Annotated in this window: 7 protein-coding genes and 1 pseudogene; all 8 read right to left on the bottom strand. The window is 67.8% G+C overall.

Annotation, left to right across the window (positions count from 1 at the left end):
- A pseudogene (locus HMPREF3115_RS19015) lies at window positions 1-274 on the bottom strand (hypothetical protein); the annotation flags it as partial.
- 60 nt (window positions 275-334) lie between these two features.
- Window positions 335-655 carry a helix-turn-helix domain-containing protein gene (locus HMPREF3115_RS19020; RefSeq protein WP_006402798.1) on the bottom strand — a complete coding sequence of 107 codons (321 nt, stop codon included), beginning with the start codon at window positions 653-655 and terminating at the stop codon, window positions 335-337.
- Window positions 648-1,013, bottom strand: a complete 366-nt coding sequence (locus HMPREF3115_RS19025) for a type II toxin-antitoxin system RelE/ParE family toxin (protein ID WP_070555621.1) — start codon at window positions 1,011-1,013, stop codon at window positions 648-650. Before HMPREF3115_RS19025 ends, HMPREF3115_RS19020 begins: the two co-directional genes overlap by 8 nt.
- Before the next feature lie 142 nt (window positions 1,014-1,155).
- Window positions 1,156-2,973 carry a glutamine--fructose-6-phosphate transaminase (isomerizing) gene (gene glmS / locus HMPREF3115_RS19030; RefSeq protein ID WP_006407995.1) on the bottom strand — a complete coding sequence of 606 codons (1,818 nt, stop codon included), beginning with the start codon at window positions 2,971-2,973 and terminating at the stop codon, window positions 1,156-1,158.
- Between the two features lie 53 nt (window positions 2,974-3,026).
- A complete protein-coding gene (gene glmU, locus HMPREF3115_RS19035; RefSeq protein WP_069220625.1) occupies window positions 3,027-4,388 on the bottom strand; it encodes a bifunctional UDP-N-acetylglucosamine diphosphorylase/glucosamine-1-phosphate N-acetyltransferase GlmU in 1,362 nt (453 codons plus the stop codon).
- A 136-nt stretch (window positions 4,389-4,524) separates the two neighbouring features.
- Entirely contained in the window at window positions 4,525-5,520 is a 996-nt protein-coding gene (ttcA, locus tag HMPREF3115_RS19040; protein ID WP_006407993.1) for a tRNA 2-thiocytidine(32) synthetase TtcA, read from the bottom strand.
- Window positions 5,517-5,921: a dihydroneopterin aldolase gene (locus HMPREF3115_RS19045; protein WP_006407992.1), complete on the bottom strand. Its 405-nt coding sequence runs from the start codon at window positions 5,919-5,921 to the stop codon at window positions 5,517-5,519. The genes ttcA and HMPREF3115_RS19045 overlap by 4 nt, the downstream gene beginning before the upstream one ends.
- A gap of 76 nt (window positions 5,922-5,997) precedes the next feature.
- On the bottom strand, window positions 5,998-6,589 hold a 592-nt coding region (locus HMPREF3115_RS19050), incomplete at its 5' end, for a Rossmann fold domain-containing protein (protein ID WP_070555622.1).

A 6,589-nucleotide genomic window follows, 5' to 3' on the forward strand; every position in this document is an offset into this window, starting at 1 on the left:
CGGGCGCGCGATGCGGCTCGGCTTTCAGCGCTTGCGCGACACGGCGCTTGTGCGGCGGCTTCGCGATGGCTTTCGATTGCGCGCTTGCGTGCTTCTCCGCGCCTTTGGCCGCATGCGCGTCGGCGCCCGTGCGTGCACCCGGCGTGCGCGAAGGCGTACGAGCCGCGGGCAAGCGCGCCTCGGGCGGGTTCCAGACCTCGACGTAGTGCCCGGCTGCCCAGCCCGTCGACGCGAACGTCAGTGCCAGCAATCCGCATCCAAACAGTCTTACCATGGTCTCTCCGTCAAATTCTTTTCGGCGCGCGAGGGCGGCCTGCGAGGCGTAAAGGCGTGCTCAGGAGAACACCTCGAGCCCGTGCTTCTCGACGATCTGCAGCATGCGCGCTGCGATGCCGCTCGGCCGCTTGTCGCCCTGTTCCCATTGGCGGATCGTCGACGTCGTCGTGTTCAGATAGAGCGCGAACACGCTCTGGCTGACGTTGACCGATTTGCGGATGCGCGCAATCGCCTCCGGCGCGAACTGCGGCGCGGCCTCGATGCAGAGCGCGTCGTATTCGCGCATCGTCTTCTTGTCGATCAGGTTGGCGCGATAAAGACCGGACGCGGCGCTGTGGATCGCCTCCGTTGCGTCGCTCTTGAACCGACTCTTAGCCATTGCAAATCTCCACAAGCTCATCCAGTGCGATCAGCGTTGCGAGGTCGCCGTCGGTGCGATGCCCGAAATCGACCGCAAGCTGTCTGAAGACGCGCAGTTCGCGTTCCTCGATGTCGTCCCGGTCGCATTTCGCGAACAGGAACACGAACACCCACGCCTGCTCGATCCTGCCCAGCACGATTGCGCGCCGACGGTTGCCGTCGAGGCGCTTCTTCCAGACGTTGCCGCCGAGATCGACGCCCTGACCGCGCGCCAGCTCGCGCACTGCGCGGCATAGCTCGGCGCCGACGATTCCCGCTTTTCGGGCGGCCTTGTGAAACCACTTGGTCTTGAAAACGCGTCGTACGGAAGCAGGCATGACGGGCCGATCGAGCTAGCACAGAATTATATACCACTTAGTGGTATAAATCTCGCGCTGGCCGAACGGCCGACAGCAGCCGGCCCGGCACCGGCGCGCGACCGGGATGGCCCCGTGGGGCGTTCCCGAGCGCGGTACTGCCTTATTCCACCGTCACCGACTTCGCGAGGTTCCGCGGCTTGTCGACGTCGGTGCCGCGCGCGCATGCGGTGTGATACGCGAGCAGCTGCAGCGGCACCACGTGCAGGATCGGCGACAGTTGCCCGTAGTGCTCAGGCATCCGGATCACGTGCAGGCCGTCGCCGTTGACGATCTGCGTGTCCGCATCGGCGAACACGTACAGCTCGCCGCCGCGCGCACGCACTTCCTGCATGTTCGATTTCAGCTTCTCGAGCAGCGTGTCGTTCGGCGCAACGGTAATCACCGGCATCGCTTCGGTGACGAGCGCGAGCGGGCCGTGCTTCAGCTCGCCGGCCGGATACGCCTCCGCGTGGATGTACGAGATTTCCTTCAGCTTCAGCGCGCCTTCGAGCGCGATCGGGTAGTGCAACCCGCGGCCGAGGAACAGCGCGTTTTCCTTGCGCGCGAATTCGTCGGCCCACGCGATGATCTGCGGCTCGAGCGCGAGCACGCTGTTCAGCGCGGCCGGCAGATGGCGAAGCTGCTTCAGATATTCCGTTTCCTGCGCGGCGTCGACGTGCCCGCGCAGCTTGCCGAGCGTCGCGGCGAGCACGAACAGCGCGACGAGCTGCGTCGTGAATGCCTTCGTCGACGCGACGCCGATCTCGGTGCCCGCGTGCGTGAGGAACTGCATGCCGGTCAGGCGCACCATCGCGCTCGTTGCGACGTTGCAGATCGCGAGCGTGTGCGTATGGCCGAGCGCCTGCGCGTGCTTGAGCGCGGCGAGCGTGTCGGCCGTTTCGCCGGACTGCGAGATCACCAGCACGAGCTGGCGCGGGTTCGGCACCGAGTCGCGATAGCGGTATTCGCTCGCGATCTCCACCTGCGTCGGGATCTTCGCGATCGACTCGAGCCAGTACTTCGCGGTCAGCCCCGAGTAGTAGCTCGTGCCGCACGCGAGGATCAACAGGCTGTCGATCTGCGCGAACGCGGCGGGCGCGGCGTCGCCGAACAGCGTCGCGTCGAACGCGTCCGTCTGCGGTACCGTGTCGCCGATCGCGCGCGGCTGCTCGAAGATTTCCTTCTGCATGAAGTGGCGATACGGGCCGAGTTCGACCGCGCCGCCGTAGGCGCTGACCACGCGGATCTCGCGCTGCGCGAGCGCGCCGTGGCGATCGACGATCTTCACGCCGTCGAGCGACAGCTCGCAGACGTCGCCTTCCTCGAGAAACGTGAAGCGGTCGGTGCTGCCGGCGAGCGCAAGCGCGTCGGACGCGACGAAGTTCTCGCCGTCGCCGTGGCCGACCACGAGCGGCGAGCCCTGACGCGCGCCGACGACCGTATGCGGCTGGTCCTTGTGGATCACCGCGATCGCATACGCGCCGTGCAGCTGCTGCACCGCTTCGCGCACGGCGTCGAACAGATTGCCGCGATAGAGGCTGTGCACGAGGTGCGCGATCACTTCGGTGTCCGTTTGCGACACGAACTCGTAGCCTTTCGCGCGCAGTGCGTCGCGCAGCGGCTCGAAGTTTTCGATGATGCCGTTGTGCACGAGCGCGAGCGCGCCGGACGAGAAGATCGGATGCGCGTTGTGCGTCACGGGCGCGCCGTGCGTCGCCCAGCGCGTATGCGCGATGCCGGTCGTGCCTTCGAGGTGCGAGTCGCGAACTTGCGCGTCGAGATCGGCGACGCGCGCGACGCTGCGCGCGCGCTTGGGCGCATCCGCTTCGAGCACGGCGACGCCGCACGAATCGTAGCCACGGTATTCGAGGCGCCGCAATCCTTCGATCAGCACCGGAACGATATTACGCTGCGCAACTGCGCCGACAATGCCGCACATGAATGGTCAATCCTGTAAGTCGACGCGGGCGCCGCGCGGCGCCCGCAAAAGGTTCAGCTCTTCTTCTTGACGGGGCGCACGTAGCCGCTCTTCGCGGTCTGCGTCTTCTCGTTCAGCGCGAGCACGCCGTCGGCGACGTCCTTCCACACCGTCGTGCCGGCCGCGATCGTCACGCCGCGGCCGACGTGCACCGGTGCGACGAGCTGCGTGTCGGAGCCGACGAACACGTCGTCCTCGATCACGGTGCGGAACTTGTTCGCGCCGTCGTAGTTGCAGGTGATCGTGCCCGCGCCGATGTTCACGCGCGCGCCGATGTCGGCGTCGCCGATATACGTGAGGTGATTCGCCTTCGAGCCGTGGCCGATCACTGCGTTCTTCACCTCGACGAAGTTGCCGACGTGCGCTTCGTCCGCGAGTTGCGCGCCGGGGCGCAGCCGCGCGTACGGGCCGATGACCGTGTGCGCGCCGAGCTCGGCGCCGTCGATATGCGTGAACGCGTCGATGCGTGTGCCGGCGCCGACCGACGCATTGCGGATCACGCAGTTCGCGCCGATCGTCACGTTGTCGGCGAGCGTCACGTCGCCTTCGAACACGCAGTTCACGTCGATCGATACGTCGCGCCCGCAGCGCAGCGTGCCGCGCACGTCGATGCGTGCGGGATCGGCGAGCGTGACGCCGTCGGCGAGCAGCGCATCGGCGACGTTGCGCTGATGGATGCGCTCGAGCTCGGCGAGCTGCGCCTTGCTGTTCACGCCGAGCGTTTCCCATTCCTCGTCGGGCTGCGCGGTGACGACCTCGAAGCCGGCCTCGATGGCGAGTTCGACGACGTCGGTCAGGTAGTACTCGCCCTGCGCGTTCTCGTTCTTCAGCGCGCCGAGCCACATCGCGAGCTGCGCGGTGGGCGTGACGATGATGCCGGTGTTGATCTCGGCGATCTTCAGTTCGTCGGGCGACGCGTCCTTCTGCTCGACGATGCGCGTGACGAAGCCCGATGCGTCGCGCACGATGCGGCCGTAACCGGTCGGATCGTCGAGCGTGACGGTCAGAATCCCGTAGCGTCCGTCGCGTGCGGCGTCGACGAGCCGCTGCAGCGTCGATGCGCGCGTGAGCGGCACGTCGCCGTAGAGCACGAGCGTCGGCTGCGCGGGATCGAGCAGCGGCAGCGCCTGGCGCACCGCATGACCGGTGCCGAGCTGCTCGGCCTGCACCGCGAACTGGATATCGGGCGCCGCGACGGCGGCACGGACCTGCTCGGCGCCGTGACCGACGACGACGACGAGCCGGGACGGCTGCAACGTGCGCGCGGTCGCGATGACGTGGGAGAGGAGCGGCCTGCCGGCCACGGGATGGAGCACCTTCGGCAGCGCGGAACGCATGCGCTTGCCGGTGCCTGCCGCCAAAATCACGATATTCATGGCGCCAGCTTGTCAGAGGAGTTTGAAGCCGACCATTTTAGCATGCGGCCCCCGTCGCTCCGGGCGTTGCGCCACGTTCGAACGGGGCCGGAACGGGGCGGCGGAACCCTGATCCGGCGAGCGTTCCGGCCCTGTCTTAGAGGTCGTCGAACTGGACGATCGAGATCGGTTTCGCGCCGCCCGGCGCGGCCGTCTCGTCGCCGCTCGCGCACGGTTCCTCGTCGAACGCGATGTCGCCCTGCGGGTCGGCCTGGCCGGTCGCGCGCAGCGACGCGAACGGGAACAGCGTCGTATCCATCAGATGCGACGGCACGACGTTCGCGAGCGCGTTGAACATGTTGTCGACGCGGCCGGGGAAGCGCTTGTCCCATTCGCGGATCAGCGCCTTCATTTCCGCGCGCTTCAGGTTCGGCTGGCTGCCGCACAGATTGCACGGAATGATCGGGAATTCGCGCAGCTCCGCGTATTTCTCGAGGTCGGTTTCCTTCACGTAGGCGAGCGGCCGGATCACGACGTTCTTGCCGTCGTCGGACTGCAGCTTCGGCGGCATCCCCTTCAGCTTGCCGCCGTAGAACATGTTCAGCAGCAGCGTCTGCACGATGTCGTCGCGGTGATGGCCGAGCGCGATCTTGGTCGCGCCGAGCTCGCCGGCGACGCGGTACAGGATCCCGCGGCGCAGCCGCGAGCACAGCGAGCAGGTCGTCTTGCCTTCCGGCACGAGCCGCTTGACGATGCTGTACGTATCCTGGTTCTCGATGTGGAACGGCACGCCGATCTGCGTCAGGTATTCGGGCAGCACGTGCTCGGGAAAGCCCGGCTGCTTCTGGTCGAGGTTCACCGCGACGATGTCGAAGTCGATCGGCGCGCGTTCGCGCAGGCGCAGCAGAATGTCGAGCATCGCATAGCTGTCCTTGCCGCCCGACAGGCAGACCATCACCTTGTCGCCGTCCTCGATCATGTTGTAGTCGCCGATCGCCTGGCCGACCTGGCGCACGATCCGCTTGAACAGCTTGTTGTTCTCGTACGCTTCCTTCTGCTCGCGGCGCGTCAGCGCGCGGCGGCCGACTTCGGCGGCGCTTGCTTCGATGGTGGCGACGTCGGCCGCCGTGTCGTTCGTTTGGGGGGCGTTCATGCTCGCTCCTCGTCCTTGATGCGAAAGACTTCGACGCCGACGGCGTCGCAGTCCGGATAGGCGTCCGGTTTCTCGGTACAGACGCGTACCGCGCGCACGGCGTCGTGCGCCAGCAGGTGCGCGGCGATCGCGTCGCACAGCGTTTCCTGCAGATGGATGTGGCCGCGCGCCACGCACTGCGCGACGCTCTGCTTCATCAGGTCGTAGTCGACGACTTCGTGCAGCCGGTCGTCCACCGGCGTCGAACGCGCGAGCGGCACGAACAGGTCGACGTTGATGACGACGCGCTGCTCGCCGCGCTTCTCGTGTTCGAAGGCCCCGATGTTGATGTGCACCTCGTAGTCGCGCAGGTAGAGCCTGCGGCAATCCGCGAGGCGGGGGTGCAGGAGAGCGGAAAACATGGTCGTCCCAGTCAAATTGGCGTGCGCACACGCAAAGCGGCGCGGGCGGCGGCGCGATGCCGCACGCCCGCGCGGTTCATTCATTCGGGCCGTCCGCCGGCGGCACGAGGTGCTCGCCGCCGTCGACGGTCAGCGTCGCGCCCGTCACGCCGGGCGCGTTCGCGAGATAGCAGGCGGCCGCCGCGATGTCGTCCGCGTGCGGCGCGCGGCCGCGCACCAGCGCCGCGACGCGTACCTTCGGCGCGAGTGCGAGCGCGAGCGCGAGCGCCGACGTCGCGCGGCTCAGCGCGGCCTGCATCAGCGCATGCGACAACTGCGCGGGCGCCGGGTGAAACAGTGCCTGATCCAGCACGTGGATCGCGCACGCGCGTAGCGATTCGTCGTCGCGCGCGGCGTCGGGCGTCGCGTCGGCGAGCGCGCGTGCCAGCGCGAGCGGCGCCGTCACGTTGCGTGCGAGCGCGGCGGCGAGCGTCGCGCCGTCGATCGTCTGCGCATCGTCCGCACCGGCGCACGCGCTGACGAATACCGCGCATGCGGGCCGGCCGAGCATAGCGCCGCATGCGGCGATCAGCGTCGCGGCATCGCCCTCCAGGGCCAGATCGGCGTCGAGCACGGCGGCGCGACGGCCGAGCGCCGCGGCGTCGGCGGCGGCCGCGTCGGCGTCTGCG

Source organism: Burkholderia sp. HMSC10F09 (assembly GCF_001806955.1).
In the GTDB taxonomy this organism is placed as follows: domain Bacteria; phylum Pseudomonadota; class Gammaproteobacteria; order Burkholderiales; family Burkholderiaceae; genus Burkholderia; species Burkholderia multivorans.

What these genes read in the sequence shown, in the direction of transcription:
- ttcA (WP_006407993.1), bottom strand. Translation starts at nt 5,520, where the DNA reads ATGAACGCCCCCCAAACGAACGACACGGCGGCCGACGTCGCCACCATC.
- glmU (WP_069220625.1), bottom strand. Translation starts at nt 4,388, where the DNA reads ATGAATATCGTGATTTTGGCGGCAGGCACCGGCAAGCGCATGCGTTCC.
- HMPREF3115_RS19045 (WP_006407992.1), bottom strand. Translation starts at nt 5,921, where the DNA reads ATGTTTTCCGCTCTCCTGCACCCCCGCCTCGCGGATTGCCGCAGGCTC.
- HMPREF3115_RS19020 (WP_006402798.1), bottom strand. Translation starts at nt 655, where the DNA reads ATGGCTAAGAGTCGGTTCAAGAGCGACGCAACGGAGGCGATCCACAGC.
- HMPREF3115_RS19025 (WP_070555621.1), bottom strand. Translation starts at nt 1,013, where the DNA reads ATGCCTGCTTCCGTACGACGCGTTTTCAAGACCAAGTGGTTTCACAAG.
- glmS (WP_006407995.1), bottom strand. Translation starts at nt 2,973, where the DNA reads ATGTGCGGCATTGTCGGCGCAGTTGCGCAGCGTAATATCGTTCCGGTG.